19 protein-coding genes are annotated in these 18,614 nt (G+C 69.4%); 10 read left to right on the forward strand and 9 right to left on the reverse strand.

The window, feature by feature from the left end; translation table 11 throughout:
* Positions 1-106: 106 nt before the first annotated feature.
* Positions 107-526, reverse strand: a complete 420-nt coding sequence (locus V1227_RS26105; RefSeq protein WP_329788102.1) for a hypothetical protein — start codon at positions 524-526, stop codon at positions 107-109.
* Positions 527-873: 347 nt separating this feature from the next.
* Positions 874-2,271 carry a DNA repair protein RadA gene (gene radA, locus V1227_RS26110; RefSeq protein ID WP_329788103.1) on the reverse strand — a complete coding sequence of 466 codons (1,398 nt, stop codon included), beginning with the start codon at positions 2,269-2,271 and terminating at the stop codon, positions 874-876.
* Positions 2,272-2,424: 153 nt separating this feature from the next.
* On the opposite strand from radA, the gene V1227_RS26115 reads away from it, so the two are divergent.
* Entirely contained in the window at positions 2,425-2,853 is a 429-nt protein-coding gene (locus tag V1227_RS26115; protein ID WP_329788104.1) for a hypothetical protein, read from the forward strand.
* A gap of 122 nt (positions 2,854-2,975) precedes the next feature.
* Here the strand turns inward: V1227_RS26115 and V1227_RS26120 are convergent, their stop codons facing one another.
* On the reverse strand, positions 2,976-3,722 hold the full coding sequence (locus V1227_RS26120; RefSeq protein ID WP_329788105.1) for a hypothetical protein: 747 nt from the start codon (positions 3,720-3,722) through the stop codon (positions 2,976-2,978).
* 260 nt (positions 3,723-3,982) lie between these two features.
* On the opposite strand from V1227_RS26120, the gene V1227_RS26125 reads away from it, so the two are divergent.
* Genes V1227_RS26125 through ispF form a run of 3 tightly spaced genes read left to right on the forward strand, consistent with a single transcriptional unit; the run spans position 3,983 to position 5,671 of the window.
* Positions 3,983-4,471: a CarD family transcriptional regulator gene (locus tag V1227_RS26125; protein WP_065915127.1), complete on the forward strand. Its 489-nt coding sequence runs from the start codon at positions 3,983-3,985 to the stop codon at positions 4,469-4,471.
* A gap of 43 nt (positions 4,472-4,514) precedes the next feature.
* On the forward strand, positions 4,515-5,207 hold the full coding sequence (gene ispD, locus V1227_RS26130) for a 2-C-methyl-D-erythritol 4-phosphate cytidylyltransferase (RefSeq protein WP_329788106.1): 693 nt from the start codon (positions 4,515-4,517) through the stop codon (positions 5,205-5,207).
* Positions 5,204-5,671: a 2-C-methyl-D-erythritol 2,4-cyclodiphosphate synthase gene (gene ispF, locus V1227_RS26135; RefSeq protein WP_329788107.1), complete on the forward strand. Its 468-nt coding sequence runs from the start codon at positions 5,204-5,206 to the stop codon at positions 5,669-5,671. The genes ispD and ispF overlap by 4 nt, the downstream gene beginning before the upstream one ends.
* Here the strand turns inward: ispF and V1227_RS26140 are convergent.
* Positions 5,668-5,964, reverse strand: a complete 297-nt coding sequence (locus V1227_RS26140; RefSeq protein ID WP_329788108.1) for a DUF6191 domain-containing protein — start codon at positions 5,962-5,964, stop codon at positions 5,668-5,670. The two genes, ispF and V1227_RS26140, sit on opposite strands and share 4 nt — an antisense overlap.
* Before the next feature lie 53 nt (positions 5,965-6,017).
* Between V1227_RS26140 and V1227_RS26145 the strand changes: the two genes are divergently transcribed.
* The 6 genes from V1227_RS26145 to V1227_RS26170 all read left to right on the forward strand — a co-directional run bounded on the left by V1227_RS26145 (position 6,018) and on the right by V1227_RS26170 (position 13,452).
* The gene (locus V1227_RS26145; protein WP_329788109.1) at positions 6,018-6,962 is read left to right on the forward strand and encodes a toll/interleukin-1 receptor domain-containing protein; all 945 of its coding nucleotides are present in this window, start codon (positions 6,018-6,020) and stop codon (positions 6,960-6,962) included.
* A 25-nt stretch (positions 6,963-6,987) separates the two neighbouring features.
* Entirely contained in the window at positions 6,988-7,611 is a 624-nt protein-coding gene (locus tag V1227_RS26150) for an HAD family hydrolase (protein ID WP_329788110.1), read from the forward strand.
* Entirely contained in the window at positions 7,608-9,002 is a 1,395-nt protein-coding gene (gene cysS / locus V1227_RS26155) for a cysteine--tRNA ligase (RefSeq protein ID WP_329788111.1), read from the forward strand. Before V1227_RS26150 ends, cysS begins: the two co-directional genes overlap by 4 nt.
* Positions 9,003-9,007: 5 nt before the next feature.
* Entirely contained in the window at positions 9,008-9,979 is a 972-nt protein-coding gene (rlmB, locus tag V1227_RS26160) for a 23S rRNA (guanosine(2251)-2'-O)-methyltransferase RlmB (protein ID WP_329788112.1), read from the forward strand.
* A gap of 566 nt (positions 9,980-10,545) precedes the next feature.
* On the forward strand, positions 10,546-11,772 hold the full coding sequence (locus V1227_RS26165) for an MFS transporter (RefSeq protein WP_236220716.1): 1,227 nt from the start codon (positions 10,546-10,548) through the stop codon (positions 11,770-11,772).
* Positions 11,773-12,108: 336 nt separating this feature from the next.
* Positions 12,109-13,452 (forward strand): GGDEF domain-containing protein, encoded by a 1,344-nt coding sequence (locus tag V1227_RS26170; protein WP_236220717.1) that lies wholly within the window; start codon positions 12,109-12,111, stop codon positions 13,450-13,452.
* Between the two features lie 328 nt (positions 13,453-13,780).
* Here V1227_RS26170 and V1227_RS26175 read toward each other — a convergent pair whose 3' ends face one another.
* The 5 genes from V1227_RS26175 to V1227_RS26195 all read right to left on the reverse strand — a co-directional run bounded on the left by V1227_RS26175 (position 13,781) and on the right by V1227_RS26195 (position 18,613).
* Entirely contained in the window at positions 13,781-14,596 is an 816-nt protein-coding gene (locus V1227_RS26175; protein ID WP_329788113.1) for a metal ABC transporter permease, read from the reverse strand.
* Positions 14,593-15,384, reverse strand: a complete 792-nt coding sequence (locus tag V1227_RS26180; RefSeq protein ID WP_329788114.1) for a metal ABC transporter ATP-binding protein — start codon at positions 15,382-15,384, stop codon at positions 14,593-14,595. The genes V1227_RS26175 and V1227_RS26180 overlap by 4 nt, the downstream gene beginning before the upstream one ends.
* Positions 15,381-16,334: a metal ABC transporter solute-binding protein, Zn/Mn family gene (locus V1227_RS26185; protein ID WP_329788115.1), complete on the reverse strand. Its 954-nt coding sequence runs from the start codon at positions 16,332-16,334 to the stop codon at positions 15,381-15,383. The genes V1227_RS26180 and V1227_RS26185 overlap by 4 nt, the downstream gene beginning before the upstream one ends.
* Before the next feature lie 98 nt (positions 16,335-16,432).
* Complete coding sequence (locus tag V1227_RS26190) at positions 16,433-17,527, reverse strand: ABC transporter ATP-binding protein (RefSeq protein WP_236220720.1); 1,095 nt, start codon at positions 17,525-17,527, stop codon at positions 16,433-16,435.
* Between the two features lie 189 nt (positions 17,528-17,716).
* Complete coding sequence (locus tag V1227_RS26195) at positions 17,717-18,613, reverse strand: sugar ABC transporter permease (RefSeq protein WP_329788116.1); 897 nt, start codon at positions 18,611-18,613, stop codon at positions 17,717-17,719.
* Between the last annotated feature and the right edge of the window lies 1 nt (position 18,614).

The following is an 18,614-nucleotide window of genomic DNA, read 5'->3' on the forward strand; positions in this document are numbered from 1 at the left end:
CGCGGCGGCACTTTTTCGATGATCCGCGCCGTCCCGGGCGAGCTGCCGTGCAACGTGATGACGTCGCCCCGGATGAGATGCGCCCACGCCGGCGGCACCAACGGCCTCAGCCTGGCCGTCGCGCGTTCCCCAGGGCCCAGCCGGGGCTTGGACTCGATCCACAGCGCCGCCACGCGCTGCTCCCGGCCCGTGACGTCCCACAGCGGGCGCTCTCCCTGGCCTCCAAGGGTTCCGCGTCGACCGAGAGCGTCAGCTCGACCCGCAACAGGCCCTGGATCGACTCCACGCAGCGCCACTGGAACCAGGCGTCGTCCTGGTCCATCTGGACGGCCGCCTCGGCGAGCAGGGCCCAGTAGCGCGGCGTCTGCCACGTGTGGCCGTCGAACTCCCCCAGCAGGTCGAGGACCAGCTCCCACTCTTCGAGGTCCAGGTAGTCGAGCAGGTCCGCGCTCCGGACTTCCCGGGGCATCATGGACGTCGCGAACCGCAACAACTCACCGATCTCGCTGTCGTGTCTCCCCAACACGCGCGTATTCGATCATGGCTGCGCATTCCGCCGTGGGGCGCCCGGTACCGTCGCCGACTGCGGTGGGCGCATCAGCGCCACGCGGCGGCCGCGGGCACGTTGCCCTGGCCGCATGCCGGACAGGCCGCACGCTCCTGGGCGCGACACCGCCGGTCCCGATCACGTCGGCCGGGCGGCTGAGGCGGTCCGAAGGCGAGGCGGTCTCCGTCAGCTCAGGCCGGGGTACGTGTCGGCTGCAACGCCAACCTCGCTCAGTCGTCAAGGCCACTCGCCGCGTGCGCCCGGCGGGCGCCGGATGCACGCGACGCCCGGCGGGTCAGCCGATCACCGCTGCCGCACCCCACGACTCACTCGTCGTCGTTCGCGCTCTCACCCTTGCCACTGCTGCGCCGCCGGTTCAGGCCCAGCACGTCCAGCGCCGACACCAGGTCGTTCGCCACCAGCGCCCGCACGCCGTCCGGCAGCGGCCCGTGGTCCGGCGGCACCAGGGCCTTCTTGAAGCCGAGCCGTGCGGCCTCCTGGAGGCGCTTGCCGACGCCGTTGACGCGCCGGATCTCGCCGGCCAGGCCCACCTCGCCCAGCACCACCAGGTCGGCGGGCAGCGCGATCTCGCGTTCGGCGGAGGCGACGGCCAGGACCACGGCGAGGTCGGCCGCAGGTTCGACCAGGCGCATACCGCCGACGGTCGCGGTGAAGACGTCCTTCTGGAACAGGTTGACCTTGCCGCGCTTCTCCAGGACGGCCAGTGCCATCGAGATCCGCGCCGAGTCGAGGCCGCTCACCGCGCGGCGGGGGGCCGGGAGGTTCGTCTTGGCCACCAACGCCTGCACCTCGCCGAGCATGGGGCGCTTGCCCTCGACGATCACCGTGACGCAGGTGCCCTCGACGGCCTTCTCGCGGCGCGTGAGGAAGAGGCCCGACGGGTCCGGCACGCCGACGATGCCGTCGTCGCGGAGCTCGAAGCAGCCGACCTCGTCGGCGGCGCCGTAGCGGTTCTTGATGCCCCGCAGGAGGCGGAGGCTGGAGTGGCGGTCGCCCTCGAACTGCAGCACCACGTCGACGAGGTGTTCCAGAACCCTCGGTCCCGCAACGGATCCGTCCTTCGTGACGTGTCCGACCAGTACGACCGGGAGGCCTCGTTCCTTGGCCATCGCGATCAGTCCCGAAGCGACGGTGCGCACCTGCGTGACGCCGCCGGGCACGCCCTCGACGCTCACCGTCGACATGGTCTGCACGGAGTCGACGATCAGCATCGACGGCTTCACCTCGTCGACCTGGCCGAGCAACGCGCTCAGCTCGCTCTCGGCCGCCAGGTACATCTCGGCGTGCAGGTTGCCGGTGCGTTCGGCGCGCAGCCTCACCTGGCCCGCGGACTCCTCGCCCGTGACGTAGAGGCAGCGGCCGTGCGACTCGGCCCAGCGGTGCGCGGTTTCGAGCAGCAGCGTCGACTTGCCCACGCCGGGCTCGCCCGCCAGCAGCACGACGGCGCCCGGCACCAGGCCGCCGCCCAGCACCCTGTCGAACTCGCTGACGCCCGTGGAGAGCGCCCGGGCCGACTCGATGTCGACCTCGCCGATCGGCCTGGCCTTCGACGTCGGCGCGCCCGCCACGACACGCGTCACCGACGCGGTGCCCCGTTCCTCGATGCTGCCCCACGCCTGGCACTCGGGGCAGCGGCCGAACCACTTCGCCACCTCGTGCCCGCACTCGGCACAACGGAAGATCGGCCGCGCTGTCTTCGCCACGGGACGAACGTTAGAGCACGGGTCTGACACTCCCGATCGCCGCAGGTCAGGGCGCACGGCGAAAAACTTCGAAGATTTTCGGCCGGGTGTGTCGATCCGGTGGGCCGCCCGTTCGACGCATCAGTGGAAGGACACGACAGCCTGGAGGACACAGTGACCACCGCCACCGCGACCCAGACCCGCAAGTTCGCCCTCGGCCGCTACGCCACCGTCGTCACCCGCGTGCTGACCGGCCTGCTGTTCGCCACGACCGGCCTGAACGGCTTCCTGGCGTTCATGCCCGCCCCGGACCCCGCCTCGATGGCCGCGGAGGGCGTGGCGTTCAGCGCGGCCCTCCACGCGACCGGCTACATGCTGCAGCTGACGTCCGGTGTCCAGCTGCTCGCCGGCGTCCTGCTCGTAGTCGGCCGGTTCGTGCCGCTGGCGCTCGCACTGCTGGCCCCGGTGGTCGTGAACATCTTCCTGTTCCACGTCTTCCTGGAGCCGAGCGGCATGGTGCTGGCGGTGCTCGTCGTCGCCGCCGAGATCGGCCTGGCGTGGGCGTACCGCGACAGGTTCCGCCCGATGCTGCAGGCCCGCTAGACCCGGCACGCACACGAAAACGCCGCTCCTCCCACGATCGCGGGAGGAGCGGCGTTTCGCGCATTTCGCGAGTTCGCGTCAAGGGGCGAACTCGTCGCCGCTGCAGAGCAGCGGCAGACAGCTCAGTGGCCGCCGGCCTCGTGGCCCTCGCTGACGCGCTTGTGGTCGGACGGCGCCACCGGCACCTCCAGCGTCAGGGAGCCGGCCTTCTCGAAGAGGAACGTGACCTTGACCGTCTGAGCGGCCACCACGTCGCGGTTCAGCTTCTTCAGGGTGCAGCGGATCTGCAGGACCTCGAGCTCCTGGTCCTTCGCGGCCGACGCCGAGGTCGGGGCGACCGACGAGCCGGACGGGCGGCCGGAGGACGACGCGGCGCTCGACGACGGCACCGAGCCCGACGTGGGCGCGACCGACGAGGACGACGGGGCGCCCGAGGTCGGCGAGACGGACGACGACGGCGCGTTCGAGGACGAAGGCGCGCTCGACGAGGCGGAGGCGGAGGACGAGGGCGCGGAGGTCTTCACCGGCGCCTTCGAGGCGTCGTACTCGGCCCGCAGCGCGTAGCCGGCCGGGATGTCCTTCGAGCCGGCGACCTCGAGCTCGGACCCGGAGGCCTCGGACTTGATCGACAGCAGCTTGTCCGGGTCGGTGCCCGTGTTCGCGATGACGAACGTCAGCGGGACGTCCTCGCCCTCGTGGTACCGGTTGCCCTCCGCCGGGAAGGCGAGCATGGCGTTGCGGACCGCGATGGGCCCCGCGTTGCCGCTCGCACCGTCGACGGCGGCGACCTGGGTGTCGGTCTGGGTGACCTGACCGGCGCTGCAGCCGACCGCCACCAGGCCGAGGCCAGCGGCCAGCGCTGCCGTCACGATAAACCGGCGAGACACTCCTGAGTTCACGGCTCCAGCGTCCTTCCTAGGGAACAACCACCAGGCAAGGAGCCTAACCGGGACCCGAATCGAGGACGCGTTGGGCTGCCAGTCGATCTTCGGTGAGACGTACCTTGCACGCGAACAGGTGTTTTGTCAACCCCCCGCATGGCCCTGACCAGCACTAACGGATCATCGAGCAGCAATCGGAGGGTTGCCGGGCGTGTTAGGATGGAGGCATCGAAAGGGGCAGAGGACACATGGTTTTCAAGGTCGGAGAGACCGTCGTCTACCCGCACCACGGTGCCGCTCTCATCGAAGCGATCGAGACCCGCGTGATCAAGGGCGAGGAGAAGAAGTACCTCGTTCTCAAGGTTGCGCAGGGCGATCTCACCGTTCGGGTTCCCGCTGACAACGCCGAAATCGTAGGCGTGCGCGACGTTGTCGGCCAGGAAGGGCTCGACCGGGTTTTCGAGGTCTTGCGCGCTCCCCACACGGAGGAGCCGACCAACTGGTCTCGGCGGTACAAGGCCAACCTTGAGAAGCTCGCCTCCGGCGACGTGAACAAGGTTGCGGAAGTGGTGCGCGACCTCTGGCGGCGCGAGAAGGATCGCGGGCTTTCCGCCGGCGAGAAGCGGATGCTGGCGAAGGCGCGGCAGATACTGGTCAGCGAGCTGGCGCTGGCCGAGGGCACCGACGAGGACAAGGCCGAGGTCCTCCTCGACGAAGTTCTCGCCACGGCCTCGTAGTTTTCACCGAAACACCTGAAGAGCATCGGATTCAGTCGCGAACATGAGTGTTGTCGCGCTCGTGCCCGCGGCAGGGCGGGGTGAGCGCCTGGGCTACGGGATGCCCAAGGCGCTCGTGCCGGTCAACGGGGTACCGCTGTTGACCCGTGCCGTTCTCGGCCTGTTCGAGTCAGGCCAGGTGCAGCACGTCGTCATCGCCGCGCCACCGTCCGATGTGGACCAAGTGCACTCCGCAACCGCCTCGCTGGCCCCGGCCGGCGGGGCGGTGCACGTGCTTTCCGGGGGTGCCGAGCGCACCGACTCCGTGCGGCTCGCCCTCGACCACGCGCTCCGCGTGATTCCGGACACGTCGATCGTGCTGGTCCACGACGCTGCTCGTGCCTTCACCCCTCCCGAGGTCATCGCCGGTGTCGTGGCCGCGGTGCGCGACGGGCACGATGCCGTCATCCCGGTGTTGCCGGTCGCCGACACGATCAAGCAGGTGGACGAGGTCGGAGTGGTCGTCTCCACACCTGATCGAGCGGCACTGCGGGTCGTGCAGACCCCGCAGGGTTTCCGCGCCGAGACTCTCAGAGCCGCCTACAGCTCCGGTATCGCCGCGACTGATGACGCTGCTCTCGTGGAGAAGAACGGTGTCGCGGTCCACACGGTTCCCGGACACGCCCACGCCATGAAGATCACCACCCCGTTCGACCTCGCGGTCGCGGAAGCACTGTTCAGCGGAGGTCAGGAGTGAGGATCGGCCAGGGCGTCGACGTCCACCCGGTCGAGGCAGGTCGTGAGTGCTGGGTCGCCGGCCTGCTGTGGGAGGGCGTAGACGGGTGCGCGGGCCACTCCGACGGCGACGTGGCCTCGCACGCGCTGTGCGACGCGCTGCTCTCCGCGGCGGGCCTCGGTGACCTGGGCGCCGTCTTCGGCACGTCGGACCCGCGCTGGTCGGGCGCGCACGGCGTGGTGCTGCTCACGGAGGTGCGCCGCCTCGTCGAAGAGGCCGGATACCGTGTGGGAAATGCCACAGTGCAGGTCATCGGCAACGAGCCGCGCATCGGCAAGCGCCGCGACGAGGCGCAGGAAGCGCTTTCCGCGGCCGTCGGCGGCCCGGTCTCCGTCGCCGGCACGACCACGGACGGCCTCGGCCTGACCGGTCGCGGCGAGGGCATCGCGGCCATCGCGACCGCGCTGCTGATCCCCACCGCCTAGCCGGGCCGCCGCTGAGCGGGCACGTTCAGCACCGCGGTGCCGCCGTCGAGGTCCACCCGGCTCCGCGGCGGTGCGGCGTCGCCCTCCTCGTCGCGCAGCTGCCGCTCCTCCTTGCGGTACTCGAGCTCGTCGCGCTTGCCCGTCTCGAACGTCGCCCCCAGCTCGCCGATGCCCGCGGTGGCCATCGGCGTGCCCTTCTTCTTCCTGCGCACGAACCGCTCCACGACGGCGAGCACGAACAGCGCCGCCACCAACGCGGGCAGCGACATCGCGAACAGGAACCCCAGGCTCATACCGGGACAACTCCCCCGCCGGCGGTGTGGTTCCCGCCACTACCATGCGCGTCGTGCCCAAGTACGACGTGTGCCTCTCCTTCGCCGGTGAAGACCGCCCCTACGTCGACGAGGTGGCACGCCACCTCACGGAACTGGGCGTGTCCCGCTTCTACGACACCGACGAGCAAGCCGACCTCTGGGGCAAGAACCTGGTCGAGCACCTCGACCGGATCTACCGCCACGACTCGCGCTTCTGCGTGATGTTCATTTCGGAGGCGTACGCCAGGAAGATGTGGACGAAGCACGAGCGGCAGGCGGCGTTCGACCGCGCGCTCGTCTCCGACACCGAGTACGTGCTGCCGGTCCGGTTCGACGACACCGAGATCCCCGCGCTGCGCGTCGGCACCGGCTACCTCGACCTGCGCGACCGCACCCCGCGCGAGCTGGCCGAGATGATCGCGCGGAAGGTCGGCGCGGCCGTCGGCGCTCCGGCGGCCGGCTGGGAGTACCAGCTGTTCGCGGACACCGTGGCGCTGCACATGCGCAAGCTCAAGGACAAGCAGATCAACCACGAGATGGGGTACGCGGCGCCCGGACGCGAGATCACGACGGACACCGACGCGCTGGACAACCTCACGGCGAAGTCCCGCACGTTCGACGGCGTCCTCAACGGCATCGCGGACCTCCTCTCGCCCGGCCGGCAGCAGTGGGCCTTCGGCCCGGCGGGCAAGCCGGGGGACAGCGACAAGATCCGCCACCTCGCGAACCTGTTCGTCGAGGCGTACGAGAAGCTGCTCGACTGGTCCGCCGACCTGCGCGGCACGACGACGCCGGACCGCTTCACCGCGCTCTACCGGACCGCGGCGCACCTCGCCGACGAGCCGTTGCGGCAGATCGAGCGGTTCGTCGAGGAGTTCATCGCCGCCAGCGAACGCCGAGCGGGCGACCTGCAGCTGGTCCTGTCCTACGACGACTCGGCGTTCAGGACCGAGCTCATAAAGGTCCAGACCACCTAGCCGTCCGGCACGTAGAGTCGGGGGCGTGACGATCCGCGCCGCGCTCTTCGACTTCTCCGGCACGCTGTTCCGGCTCGAGCACCCCGAGCTCGAGTCCAACGGCGACCTGATGCGTGCCCTCACCGCCCCGGTCGGCATCGCCGACGGCGTGGACCCCGAGCTGGCCGACGCCTGGTACCGCCGCGACCTCGACCCGGACGTGCACCGCTGGGTGCACGTGCGCGTCCTGAACGACTCGCTCGTGCCGGACGCCGAGGCGTTGTACGACCAGCTGCTGCACCCCGCCTCGTGGGTGCCGTACCCGGACACCAGGGCGGCGCTGGAGCACCTGCGGGACGTGCCCGTCGCGGTCGTCAGCAACATCGGGTGGGACATCCGCGCGGTCTTCGAGCACCACGGCCTCACCCACCTCGTGGACGAGTTCGTGCTCTCGTACGAGGAAGGCGTCATCAAGCCGGACCCGAAGATCTTCACGACCGCGTGCGAACGGCTCGGTGTCGATCCCCGCGACGCCGTGATGGTCGGCGACAGCCAGGAGGCGGACGGGGGAGCCGAGGCCGTCGGTTGCTCCTTCCGGCTCGTCAACCCGGTTCCGACGAGTGACCGCCCGGACGCACTTGTGGATGTGGCCCGTACCATTCCCGTGTGAGCCTCCACATCTACGACACCGCGAGCCGGTCCATGCGGGAGTTCCACCCGCAGGTCAACGGAACGGCGTCGATCTACGTGTGTGGGGCGACCGTGCAGGGCGTGCCGCACATCGGCCACGTCCGCAGCGGCCTGAACTTCGACGTCCTGCGCCGCTGGCTCGCCCGTGACGGCGCCGAGGTCACGCTGGTCCGCAACGTCACCGACATCGACGACAAGATCCTCGCCAAGGCCGCCGACCACGGCCGGCCGTGGTGGGAGTGGGCGTACACGCACGAGCGTGCGTTCGAGGACGCGTACGACGCGCTGGGCTGCTTGCCGCCGTCGTACGCGCCGCGCGCGACCGGCCACGTCACCCAGATGGTCGAGCTCATGCAGCGCCTGATCGACAAGGGCCACGCGTACGACGTCGACGGCGACGTCTACTTCGACGTGCGCTCGTTCCCCGAGTACGGCGCCCTGTCCGGGCAGCGGCTCGACTCCGTCGAACAGGGCGAGGCGGCGGTGCGCGGCAAGCGCGACCCGCGCGACTTCACGCTGTGGAAGGCCGCGAAACCCGGCGAGCCGTCCTGGCCGACCCCGTGGGGCGAAGGCAGGCCCGGCTGGCACCTCGAGTGCTCGGCGATGGCCACGACGTACCTGGGCAGCACGTTCGACATCCACGGCGGCGGTCTCGACCTGATCTTCCCGCACCACGAGAACGAGCAGGCGCAGTCGCGCGCGGCCGGTGACGGCTTCGCGAACTACTGGATGCACAACTACTGGGTGACGCTGTCGGGCGAGAAGATGGCGAAGTCGCTCGGCAACACCGTGTCCATCCCCGCGATGCTCGACAAGGTGCGCGCGCAGGAGCTGCGGTACTACCTGGTGGCGCCGCACTACCGGTCGCACATCGAGTACTCCGAGGACGCGTTGCAGGAGGCGGTCACGGCGTACGGCCGTGTCGAGTCCTTCCTGCGCCGTGCCGTCGAGCGCCTCGGCCCCGTCGAGCTGCGCGGCGACATGTGCCCGGACTTCGTGGTCGCGATGGACAACGACCTGAACACGCCCCAGGCCGTGGCCGCCCTGCACAACAAGGTGCGCCAGGGCAACACGGCGCTCGCCGACGGCGACGACGACACGGCCCGTTCCGCGGCCGAGTGCGTGCGCCGGATGGCTGACATCCTCGGCGTCGACCCGTTGTCGCCGAAGTGGAACGACGCGTCGCCTGCCGACCTCGGCATGCGGCAGGCGTTGACCACGCTGGTGGATCGGCTGCTCGCCGAACGCCAGGAAGCCCGCAAGAGCAGGGACTTCGCGCGCTCCGACGCGTTGAGGGACCAGTTGCACGACGCGGGCATCGCCGTCGAGGACACCCCCGGCGGTCCGCAGTGGACTTTGAAGGACGACTGACTTCCGTGGCTGGCAACTCCAAGCGCAAGGGCGCGATGCGCAATCCGGGCTCCAAGAAGGGCGCGGTCGTCGGTTCCGGCGGGCAGAAGTCCAAGGGCCTGCAGGGCAAGGGTCCGACGCCCAAGGCGTCGGAACGCCCGAACCACCCCGCGTACAAGCGGGCCAAGGTGGCGGCGAAGACCGAGGCCGTGAAGAGCCAGCGGCGCCAGAAGACGGAGAAGGCCCAGGCCGAGACCGTCGCGGGCCGCAACCCCGTCGTCGAGTGCCTGCGCGCGGGCACGCCGGCGACGGCGCTGTACGTGGCGCTGGGCATCGACGCGGACGACCGCGTGCAGGAGGCCGTGCGCCTCGCCGCCGACCGCGGCATCTCCGTGCTGGAGGTCGCCCGCGGTGAGCTCGACCGCATCACCGGTGGCGCGATGCACCAGGGCCTCGGCCTGCAGGTGCCGCCGTTCGAGTACGCGACCCCGGACGAGCTCCTCGAGCTCGCCCAGCGCTCGTCCACGCCGCCGCTGCTCGTGGCGCTGGACGGCGTGACGGACCCGCGCAACCTCGGCGCTGTCGTGCGCTCCGCCGCCGCGTTCGGCGCCCAGGGCGTCGTGCTGCCGCAGCGGCGCAGCGCGTCGATGACGGCGGTCGCCTGGCGCACCAGCGCGGGCACCGCGGCGAAGCTGCCGATCGCGATGGCCACGAACCTGACGCGCACGCTGCGTGACTGGGCCGAGGCCGGTCTGATGATCGTGGGTCTCGACGCCGACGGTGACGTGGACGTCGACGGCCTCGACCTCGCGACGAGCCCGCTCGTCGTCGTGGTGGGCTCCGAGGGCCGCGGTCTCGGCCGCCTGGTCAAGGAGACGTGCGACCAGACCGTGTCGATCCCGATGGCCACGGGCGTCGAGTCGCTCAACGCCTCCGTCGCCGCGGGGGTCGTGCTGGCCGAGGTCGCTCGCCGCCGCCGGGTCGCCGCGAAGGGCTGAACGTCCTGACGTAATCGGCTAGTTCGTGACGCTAAGCGCCTCGTTTCGCCGACGTTAGTGATCGTTTTCCTGCCCGCGAAACCGGTTCAGGTTCGCGGGCGGGAAAGTCGACTTTCCACACTTGCCAGAACTGCGCATCCGTTCGCATGACAAACGGCGTGGCCTATTACGCGCCACTCCCGGGCGCGGGTACCGTCGTCTCGTTCGCCATTAACGGGGTCTGCCGGGCAGGAGTCGGAGCGGTGTTGCACCGGTTGGTCGAGCCGTGGACACCCGTTTGGCACCAGCTGACACACAACGTGACCATTTGGGGTCCAATCAGGCGAACCCGAGGTCAACTGTGAAGAAGATCAGCCCTACGTTTTGTTATTGTAACTACTTTAGGTAACCGGCCTGCTCCGTTTAGGTACACACTGTGGTAGGACAGACGTTGAACGGTCAGGCAGCTTCTACCGTGATTGTCGATAGAAATTGATTACCACCGGCGGGGGCGACGTGACTCGGCGCAGGACGAATCGGGACGAGCCGATTCGCCGCGCGCGGGCGGCGGACCCGCGAGGTCGCGCATGACGACCCGCGGCGCCCTCCGCGAGCTCCTCGGTTTGCGCGAGTTCCGCGCCATGTGGATCGGCTCGACCGCCTCGACCGCCGGTGACCAACTCGCCGCGGTGGCTTTGTCACTGCTCGTATTCGAGCGGACACAATCCGCAGCGTGGACCGCTCTCACGTGGTCGCTGACGCTCTTCCCGCCGCTGATTTCCGGGCCCTTGCTGGGATGGGTCGCCGACCGCTTCCCGCGACGCACGGTAATGGTGACGACGGCGTGGTTGCAGGCCGTGCTGATGGCCGTGATGGCCATTCCCGGCATGCCCCTGTGGGCCATGATCGTGCTGCTCGTCGTGGTGCTGGCGATCTCCTCGCCGTACCTGGCGGCGCAGGAGGCGAGCTTGCCCCACGTCCTCCCGCCGAAGCGCTACGACGACGGCGTGGCCCTCTTCGGCACGTCCGTCGACATCGCCCAGATGGCGGGCCTCGCCGCCGCGGGCTTCCTCGTGGCCCACACGAGCCCGGGCCTCGCACTCGCGATCAACGCGGCCACGTTCGCCGCCCTGGCGATCCTGGTGCAGACGTCGGTGAAGCACCGTCCGGCGGCGGACCCGCTGGGCCGCAAGAAGAAGGACGACGAAGAACCACGCGGCGTGCTGACGCTGATGGTGGCCGAACCGCGGCTGAGGACGCTGCTGGGCGTCCGCCTCCTCGCGGGCCTCGCGATGGTGCCCGAGGGGCTGGCGGTGCCGCTGGCGGCGAGCCTGAACGCCGTCTGGGCGGTCGGCCTGATCCTCGCGATCGAACCCGCGGCGAACGTCCTGGGAGTGGCGCTGCTGTTCCGCCTGGTGCGCGATCCGGCGAAGCGGGAACGGCTGATCGGCCCGCTGGCGATCCTGTCGCTGGGGCCGTTGATCATGTTCGCTTTCCACCCGAACCTGACCTGGACGATCGTTTTGCTGGTGATCGCCGGTATAGGCGGGGCTTATCACACGCCCGCTCGTGCGGCGTGGATGAGGCTGCTACCCGATCAGTACCGGGGACGCGCTTATGGCATCGGTCGCGCGGCGCTGCGTTCGAGCCAGGGCGGAGGAATGGCACTGGCCGGCGTGGTGGCCCATTCGATCGGATCGGTGACGGCCACGATCGCGGGAGCGGGCGGTGTCGGACTGCTGCTGGCGACGCACGCCACCTTCGCCTTGAGGCGCGCCAGAGGTCGCAACGACTCGAAGGCGGTGGCAATCTGAAACAGAACGGTCACCAATAGCGATATCCGTCTCAGAGGTACCAGGATGATCCGGATGCATGATTGAAGTCCAGTCGAGGAGAGGTGGAGTTCAGAAGTCACGGTTGCGCATGGAAGGACACCTCCTCGTTGCGGCGAGCAGCAGCGCAGGTAGGTCTACGACCTGGTCAGCGGCGGCTTTGCTCATGGTGTTCCATGAGCGTAGGGGGTCGTGGTGAAGAACAGTTTGACTGATCGCGGGCGATCGCGGGCACTCGGCTTGACTCCGATTCGCAACTGGGACCTCTGGACCGTTGCACCCAGTGCGATCGCTTACTTTTTCGTGCTCGAAGCGGCCGTGGCAGTGGCCTCCATCTGGCTCCTGACGAAGCTCACCGCGGTGTCCCCCACGGACTGGCTCCGCTTCGGCGCGCTCATCGCCGCCATCACGATCCACCTGACCGTCGTCCGCAGAGCGGAAGAGGCCCGGCGCAACGAGGCCTCCGGTCCCCACATCGACCTGACCTCGGTCTGGACCTTCGCCGCGGCCGTCGCACTCCCCGGTGGCCTGGCGGTGATCGCCACGATCTGGATGCGCATCCTGATCCAACCCATCGCCCGCCGCCAGCCGTACAGATTCGTCTTCGGCACCGCCTCCATGCTCGCCTCGACGCTGCTCTCGTGGGCCCTGGTCCACCTCACCGGCGTCTCCCTGGCGGCCACCGGGAACATCCCGACCGACCTGAGCCTGGTATTGGTCCTCGCGATAGCAGCGGTCCTCTACTGGTTCGTCCAGGTGATGACCGTCGCCGCGGCGTTCAAGATCGTCACCCCGAACTCGAAGGTCCTCGACTTCCTGGGTTCCAAGGTCGACAACATGCTCGAGATGAGCACCCTCGGCGCCGGCGCGATGCTCGGCATGCTCATGACGAGCCACTGGGTCGGCCCGCTGCTGCTGGTCGTGCCGGTCATCCTCGTGAACGCCCTGCTCTCCCGAGCGGGCGAGCGGAGGACACACCTCGAACGCCTGCTGCGCGAACAGGAACAGCTCCACCAGCGCCTGGCGGCCGACGCCCACACCGACTACCGGACGGGCCTGCTGAACACCAACGGCCTGGCCGAGTACGCGGGCCGCCTGGCAGAGCGCTGCCGCCTGGACGGCGAGCCGATGACCGTCCTGGTCATCGACCTCGACCACTTCAAGCGCATCAACGACACGTGGGGCCACCCGGCGGGCAACGCGGTCCTGGCCGAGGTGGGCAGGATACTCCGCGAGAAGCTCCGCCCGGGCGACGTGGCGGGCAGGGACGGCGGCGAGGAGTTCGTCGTGGCCCTGAAGGCCACCCCGGTCGCCCAGGGCGTCACGATCGCCGAACGCATCCGCGAGGCCATCGGCTCCCTGGCCGTCCCGACGACCGACAAGCACCGCAACGTGGTGACGCTCTACGGCCGCGAGATCCAGCCCCCGGAACCGGAGGGCGAGTCGCTGCAGGCGATCTCGGCCTCCATCGGCGTGGCCGTGATCCCGGACAACGGCCCGGACGTGGCCACGGCCCAGCACTCAGCGGACGCCGCGCTCTACAAGGCGAAGGAGAACGGCCGCAACCAGGTCCGGGTGGCGGGCCTGGACATCCCGCCACGCCTGATGCCCGCTCCGCGGCAGGACGACGTGACGAAGCCGATCACGTCCCGCACTGCCTGACTCGGCTCGTGCGCGGCCTGACGCAGGCTCGCGCAGGGGTCCCCCGCGATCAAGGGTCCCCCGCGACCCACCGTACTCAGCGGGTCTGACAGAGGGTTGACCAGCGGGAAGGGGCGCCGCCAAGGAGTGACACCCGCGACGCCGAAGGCGAGCCGTCTTTCCAAGACACCTCGGGTGTGGCTCGCTCCGGCCCGGCTCGTGACGAAGCCACCCCACCAACGCAACAGCAAGCCGCCAAAGCACCAGGCGTGCCATCAACCCGCGACCGGCGCCGGCCCAGGCTTTTGATCAGATTGGCGGAGCCCCGAGCGGTGGAACAAGCGGCAACTCAAGCAGCCCGCCGCTGCAAAGCCCCGACTCCGCGACAAACCAGATAAATCACGAAACTGACCCCGGTGACCAATGCGGACACGGGCAACCCGGGCTGCAACGACAACAAAATTCCACCCACCGCGGCGATTTCGGCGAAAACCACCGACAACACGGTGGCCCGCAACGGCGAAGCCGTCACCCGCATCGCGGCGGCGGCGGGAGTGATCATCAGAGCCAGCACCAGCAACGCCCCGACGACCTGGACCGACAAAGCCGTGGCAACGCCGACCAGCACGGCGAACACAATGGACAACCCGCGCACCGGCACCCCGCGCGAGACAGCCACATCGGGGTCGACGGAAGCGAAGAACAACGGCCGCCAGATCAACGCCAGCACGGCCAGCACGGCGACGGACGACACGACCAGCAGGTCCAGGTCCGTCGAGTCCACACCGACGATCTGCCCGGTCAGCAGCCCGAACTTGTTGGCGGAGCGTCCCTTGTAGAGCGCGAGCATCAGGATGCCCATGCCGAGCCCGAACGCGAGGATCGCCCCGATCACCGAGTCCCGGTCGCTCTCCCGCCGGGACAGCACGCCGAGCAGCACCGCGGCGATGATCGACCCGGCGAGCGCGCCATAACCAACACCTATGCCGAGCAGGAGCGCCGCCGCGCCGCCGGTGAAGGCGAGCTCGCTGGTGCCGTGCACGGCGAAGGCCATCTTGCGGGTCACGATGAACGGGCCGAGCACGCCGGCGACGAGGCCCAGCACGGCGGCCGCGATCAGGGCGGTCTGCACGAACTCCAGTTCGAGGAGGTCGAAGAGCGTCACGAAGCGGCCTCCGCCGACAGGTGGTGCGTCTGCTCCTCGCAGGCGCCGGCGCCGACGACCAGGATCTGGTCGCGCACCCGCACGACCTCGACCGGCGTGCGGTACAGCTCGGACAGCGTCCGCGAGTTCATGACCTCTTCCGGCGTGCCCACCCGGAACCGGCCGCCCACGAGGTACAGGACGCGGTCCACGAGGGGCAGCACGGGGTTCAGCTCGTGCGTCACGAAGAGCACGGCCGTGGCGGCCTCACGGCGGCGCTTGTCGATCAGCTCCGAGACCACCCGCTGGTTCGCGAGGTCGAGCGAGAGCAGCGGTTCGTCGCACAGCATCACCGTCGGGTCGCCGACGAGGGCCTGGGCGACGCGCAGCCGCTGCTGCTCGCCGCCGGACAGCAGGCCGATCGGCGAGTCCGCGTACCGCTCGGCGCCGACGGACGCGATGGCCGCGTCGACGCGGATGCGGCGCTCGCGGCGGTTGCGCAGGCCGAGACCCCACCGGTGGCCGTCGAGGCCGAGGCCGACGAGGTCGCGGCCGCGCAGCGTCATGGACTGGTCGAGCGCTCGCTGCTGCGGGATGTACCCGATGGCGTTGTTGCCCCCGGCGATCGAGACCGAGCCCGACGACAGCGGCTGCAGGCCGAGCAGCACGCGCATCAGGCTGGTCTTGCCGGAGCCGTTCGGTCCGAGGACCGCCAGGAACTCACCGGGCTCGACGTCGAGGTCGAGCCCGTCCCACAACACCCTGTCCCCGTAGGACAGCCGGGCCCCGCGCAGCGAGATCGCGGTCATGCCTTGAGCGCCTGCGACAGCGCGTCCACCTGCTTGCTCATCCAGTCAAGGTAACCGGTCGTGCCTTCGGGCAGCGTCTCGGTGACCACGACGACCGGGATGCCCGCCGCCTTGGCCTTCTCCACGACCTGCTCGGTGACCTGGTTCTCGGTCTGGGTGTTCTCCAGCAGCACGTTGACCTGCTTGCCGTCGACGAGCTGGTTCATCTCGGCGAGGGCCGCGGCCGGGACGTCCGACTCCTCCTCGATGGCCTTGCTGAACGCCTCGGGCGTCACGTCCTGCGCGCCGGACGCGTCGACCAGGTAGTGCGCGATCGGCTCGGTCGCGGCGATCTTCTTGCCGGCGCCGATGCCCTCGACCTTCTTCTCCAGCTCCTCGAGCTTGGCGGTGAAGTCGGCGGCGTTCTTCTCGAACGCGGCCTTCTTGTCCGGCGCGATCGCGGCGAGCTCGGTCGCGGCCGCCTCGGCCACGGCACCGACGGTGTGCAGGTCGTACCAGACGTGCTCGTTCTCGCCGTGCTCGTGGTCGTGGCCGTCGCCGGCCGGGGCCTCGCTGGTGGGCGTCTGGCTCGCGGGGGCCTCGCTGCTGCCCGGCTCGGCGTGGCCGTGGTCGCGCAGCGGGAACGCCTCGACCTTCTTCGTGGCGTCGCTGGTGATCAGCTTCGCGAAGAAGTCGTCGTAGCCGCCGCCGTTGAACACGACCAGCTTGGCGTCCTTGACCAGCGCGGCGTCGGCGGGCTTGCTCTCGTAGGAGTGCGGGTCGGCGCTCGGGTCGTCCAGCAGGGCCTTGACCTCGACGTCGTCGCCGCCGACGGCCTTGACGACGCTGCCCCACACGTTGGTGGAGGCGACGACCTGGATCTTGCCGCTGTCGGAAGACGGCGTGGAGGTGCCACACGCGGCCAGGCTCACGACGGCGAGAGTGCCGACCAGAGCGTTGCGGAGAGTCATCACGCCGTCCCTCGATCAGGTAATGGAAACCGTTGTCGAGTTCAGTTTACGACACGAAAAAGCCCCCGACGGTCACGCCGGGGGCTTTAGCCTGTGACTCACGCCTCCAGGCGCTCGCCCGATTCGGGGTGGAACAGGTGGATCTCGCTGTGGTCGCGGACGGCGACCTTGACGTGCTGGCCCAGGGTCGGCGGCGTGCGGCCGTCGACGCGGACGACGAAGCGCTGCGACGAGTCACCGATCTTCACCGCGCCGTGCACGAGCGCGTCGGCGCCGAGCTCCTCGACCAGCTCGACGGTCATCTCCATGCCCTCCTCGCCCGACGGCACGATGCCGAGCGCCTCGGGGCGGATGCCGAAGGTGACCTCGTCCAGACCACCGGCGGCGGCGATCGCGTCACGCGAGAGCGGCACGATGACGCCGTCGAGCTTCGCGCCCTCCGACGTGATCGGCACGGTCTTGAGGTTCATGGCCGGCGAGCCGATGAAGCCCGCGACGAACGCGTTCGCCGGGCGGTCGTACAGCGCGCGAGGCGTGTCGCACTGCTGCAGCAGGCCGTCCTTGAGCACCGCGACGCGGTGACCCATCGTCATGGCCTCGACCTGGTCGTGCGTGACGTAGATCGTGGTGGTGCCGAGGCGCTGCTGGAGGGCGGCGATGTTCGCACGCGTCTCGACGCGCAGCTTGGCGTCGAGGTTGGACAGCGGCTCGTCCATGAGGAACACGGAGGGCTCGCGGACGATGGCGCGGCCCATCGCGACGCGCTGGCGCTGACCACCGGAGAGCGCCTTCGGCTTGCGCTCCAGGTACTTGGTGAGGTCGAGCATCTTGGCGGCCTCTTCGACCTTCGCCTTGATCTCGGTCTTCGCCACGCCGCGCAGCTTGAGCGCGAAGCCCATGTTCTCCGCGACGGTCATGTGCGGGTAGAGCGCGTAGGACTGGAACACCATGGCGATGTCCCGGCCCTTCGGCGGCACGTTGGTGACGTCCTTGCCGCCGATGTGGATGGCGCCCTCGTCGATGTCCTCGAGGCCCGCGAGCATGCGCAGCGCGGTCGACTTGCCCGAACCGGACGGACCGACCAGCACCAGGAACTCGCCGTCCGCGACCTCCAGGGACAGCTCGTCGACAGCGCGGACCGGCGGGTTGCCGGAGAACACGCGCGACGCCTTGACGTAGGACACCTCTGCCATGTGACGCACCTTTCACCCTTGTCTGGGCGCGACGTTATGTGTTGCAAGCGCTTACGTGAACAGACGAAAGCGCTTACGTTGCACGGATTCGCAACGTAAGCGCTTTCGTTCGGCCAGATGGACGGGAGCGCTCTCACGCGTCGAGGCCGCCCCGCGGAAGCGGAACGGCCTCGTGACGGAGCCCGCGGGCTACCCCTTGACGGCGCCGGACGCGAGTCCCTGCACCAGGAACCGCTGCACCAGGTAGAACACCGCGATCGCGGGGATCGCGACCAGGATGGACGCGGCGGCGAGGTGCCCCCACTCCGTCCGGTTCTGCTGCACGAACACCTGCAGGCCGACGGCCAGCGTCTTCGACTCGTCCGCGGCGGACAGGAACGCCGACGCGAACGCCACCTCGCCCCAGGCCGTCAGGAACGCGTAGAACGACGTGACCGCGAGACCGGGCTTGGCCAGCGGCATGATCAGCCGCCAGAACACGCCGAACGGCGACAGCCCGTCCACGCGGCCGGCCTCGTCGATGTCGGCCGGCACGGTGTCGAAGTAGCCCTTGAGCATGTAGGTGCAGAACGGCACCGCGGTCGTGCAGTAGACCAGCACCAGGCCGATCGACGACCCGTTCAGGCCGAGCGCGATCAGGATGTTGTAGAGCGGCACGATCAGCACCGCGAACGGGAACATCTGCACCAGCAGGAACGACATCATCAGGCCGCGCTTGCCGGGGAACCGGAACCGCGAGGCCGCGTACCCGGCGGTGGCCGAGATGAAGACGCCGATCACGGTCGTCATCAGCGCGATCAGCACCGAGTTGCCGAACCAGGCGAGGAAGTCGCCCTTCTCGCCGGACAGCACGCGGGTGTAGTTGTCCAAAGAGGACTCGTTGAACAGCTTCGGCGTCGGCTCGACGGCCCGCGCGTCCGGCTTCAGGGACGTGATGAACACCCAGAAGACCGGGAACACCGCGACGACCGACGCGCCGATCAGCGCGGCGTGCAGGGCGATCGACGCGCCCTTGGACCGGTCCGTGCGGCGCAACCGGCGGTCGGTGGCCTTGACCACCTGGAGAGACGAAGCATCGAGCGTCACG

Origin of the sequence: Lentzea sp. DG1S-22 (genome assembly GCF_036321065.1) — a bacterium.
In the GTDB taxonomy this organism is placed as follows: Bacteria; Actinomycetota; Actinomycetes; order Mycobacteriales; family Pseudonocardiaceae; genus Lentzea; species Lentzea jiangxiensis.

Bases quoted from the DNA above. Each gene is read 5' to 3' on its own strand.
- ispD (WP_329788106.1), top strand. From the start codon at position 4,515: ATGAGTGTTGTCGCGCTCGTGCCCGCGGCAGGGCGGGGTGAGCGCCTG.
- V1227_RS26125 (WP_065915127.1), top strand. From the start codon at position 3,983: ATGGTTTTCAAGGTCGGAGAGACCGTCGTCTACCCGCACCACGGTGCC.
- V1227_RS26165 (WP_236220716.1), top strand. From the start codon at position 10,546: ATGACGACCCGCGGCGCCCTCCGCGAGCTCCTCGGTTTGCGCGAGTTC.
- V1227_RS26180 (WP_329788114.1), bottom strand. From the start codon at position 15,384: ATGACCGCGATCTCGCTGCGCGGGGCCCGGCTGTCCTACGGGGACAGG.
- V1227_RS26190 (WP_236220720.1), bottom strand. From the start codon at position 17,527: ATGGCAGAGGTGTCCTACGTCAAGGCGTCGCGCGTGTTCTCCGGCAAC.
- V1227_RS26140 (WP_329788108.1), bottom strand. From the start codon at position 5,964: ATGAGCCTGGGGTTCCTGTTCGCGATGTCGCTGCCCGCGTTGGTGGCG.
- V1227_RS26185 (WP_329788115.1), bottom strand. From the start codon at position 16,334: ATGACTCTCCGCAACGCTCTGGTCGGCACTCTCGCCGTCGTGAGCCTG.